The organism is Allobosea sp. 01N443, assembly GCF_056399325.1.
Genome location: NZ_JBFTRC010000370.1, coordinates 1 through 1,861, shown reverse-complemented (window position 1 = coordinate 1,861; position 1,861 = coordinate 1). Strand labels below are relative to the sequence as shown.

The 1,861-nt window shown below is 67.0% G+C and carries 2 protein-coding genes; both read right to left on the bottom strand.

Features of this window, described 5'->3' with window-relative positions; translation table 11 throughout:
• A partial coding sequence (locus tag AC1DRP_RS36415; protein WP_476771118.1) for an aldehyde dehydrogenase family protein occupies positions 1-1,004 on the bottom strand: 1,004 nt, incomplete at its 3' end.
• A 135-nt stretch (positions 1,005-1,139) separates the two neighbouring features.
• Complete coding sequence (gene ehuA / locus AC1DRP_RS36410) at positions 1,140-1,856, bottom strand: ectoine/hydroxyectoine ABC transporter ATP-binding protein EhuA (RefSeq protein WP_476771117.1); 717 nt, start codon at positions 1,854-1,856, stop codon at positions 1,140-1,142.
• Positions 1,857-1,861: the final 5 nt, after the last annotated feature.

Genomic DNA, 1,861 nt, shown 5'->3' with positions numbered 1-1,861 from the left:
GCCGAGACCTTGTCGGCGAAGGCAGCGCAGAAGCGCTCATAGAGACCACGCTGCACATAGATCCGGTTGGCGGCGAGGCAGTCCTGGCCGGACGTCGCGAACTTGGCATCGATGGCGATCGCAACAGCCCGGTCGAGATCGGCATCGTCGAAGACGATCAGCGGCGCATGGCCGCCGAGCTCCATGACCACGCGCTTGACGGTTGCCGCAGCGTTGCGGGCGACGATCCGGCCGATCTCGGTCGAGCCGGTGAAGCTGACGGCACGCACGCGAGCATCGGCGCAATAGGTTTCTGCGATCGGCGCGGCGTCGCCGGTAACGATGTTGAAGACGCCAGCCGGCAGCCCGGCGCGGTCGGCGACCTCCGCCAGTGCCAGTGCCGACAGTGGCGTGTGCGACGAGGGATGAGCGACGACGGTGCAGCCGGCGGCGAGGGCTGCCGCGGCCTTGCGCGTCAGCATGGCGGACGGGAAGTTCCACGGGGTGAGCAAGGCTGCAACACCAACCGGCTCGCGCGACAGCGACATCTGCGCACCCGGCAAATGGCTGGTCACGCTCTCGACATTCACGCGCAGCGCTTCCTCCGCGTAATAGGTGATGAAGTCGGCGGCGTAGGCGATCTCGCCGCGCGCTTCCGCCAGCGGCTTGCCCTGTTCAAGCGTCATCAGAAGCGCGAGATCCTCGGCTGCCGCAAACATCTCGGCATGCCAGCGCCGCAGCAGTGCTGCGCGCGCCTGCGGCAGCAGCGCTTTCCAGGTCGGGAAGGCAGCATGCGCCGCCTCGATAGCCTGCGTCGCTTCAGCCGCTCCGAGCGCTGCGACCTGCGCGACGTGGGCGCCCGTCGCGGGGTCGCTCACCGGGAAGGTCTTGCCGTCGCGAGCAGCGGTCCAGCGCCCGTCGATATAGGCGAGCTGCCGTAGCAGGCGGCGATCGGCGAGGCGCGACAGTCCGGGATGCTCGGCAGGCTTGGCGATTGCAGTTTCCCGCCTTGCCGTGCTCGTCATTGCGTTCATGACCATCCTCCCTCAGTTGACGACGAGGTTAGGTGAAGGACTGGCGAGACTGTCTTCGAAGTCTCGGTTTCGCGCCGAGAAAGTCTCGGAAGTTCAGGCCGGCGCCGATAGAGTGTCGGCGCCGGCTCAGCCCAGCACCGAGGCCAAGAATTCGCGTGTGCGAGGCTGCTCGGGCGCGCTGAAGATGCGCTCCGGCTCCCCCTGTTCGCAGATGCGCCCCTTGTCGAAGAAGCAGACCCTATCGGAGACCTCGCGCGCGAAGCGCATTTCGTGGGTGACCAGCAGCATGGTGAGGTCGTGTTCGCTGGCGAGGCCGCGGATGACGGAGAGAACCTCGCCGACGAGTTGCGGGTCGAGTGCCGAGGTCGGCTCGTCGAAGAGCAGCACACGGGGACGCATGGCCAGCGCGCGGGCAATGGCGACGCGCTGCTGCTGGCCGCCGGAGAGCTGTGCGGGATAATGGTCCTTCTTGTCGGCGAGCCCGACCATGGCGAGCAGGTCGACGGCCCGGCATTCGGCCTCGCCGCGCGGCAGGCCGAGCACGCGCACTGGCGCTTCGACGACGTTGCGAAGAACGGTCATATGCGGGAACAGGTTGAAGCTCTGGAAGACCATACCGACATGACTGCGGATCTGGCGCAGATGCCCGTCCGACGCCTTGAATGGTCCGCCGGCTTTCGGCTCGTGATAGGGCATGCCTGCAAGCGTCAGCCGGCCCTCCTGGAACGGCTCCAGCGTCATCAGGATGCGCAGCACCGTCGATTTGCCCGAGCCCGACGGGCCGATCAGCGTGACCTTCTCCCCACGGGCGACGCTGAAGTTGAAGTCGTCGAGCACGGTCAAGGCTC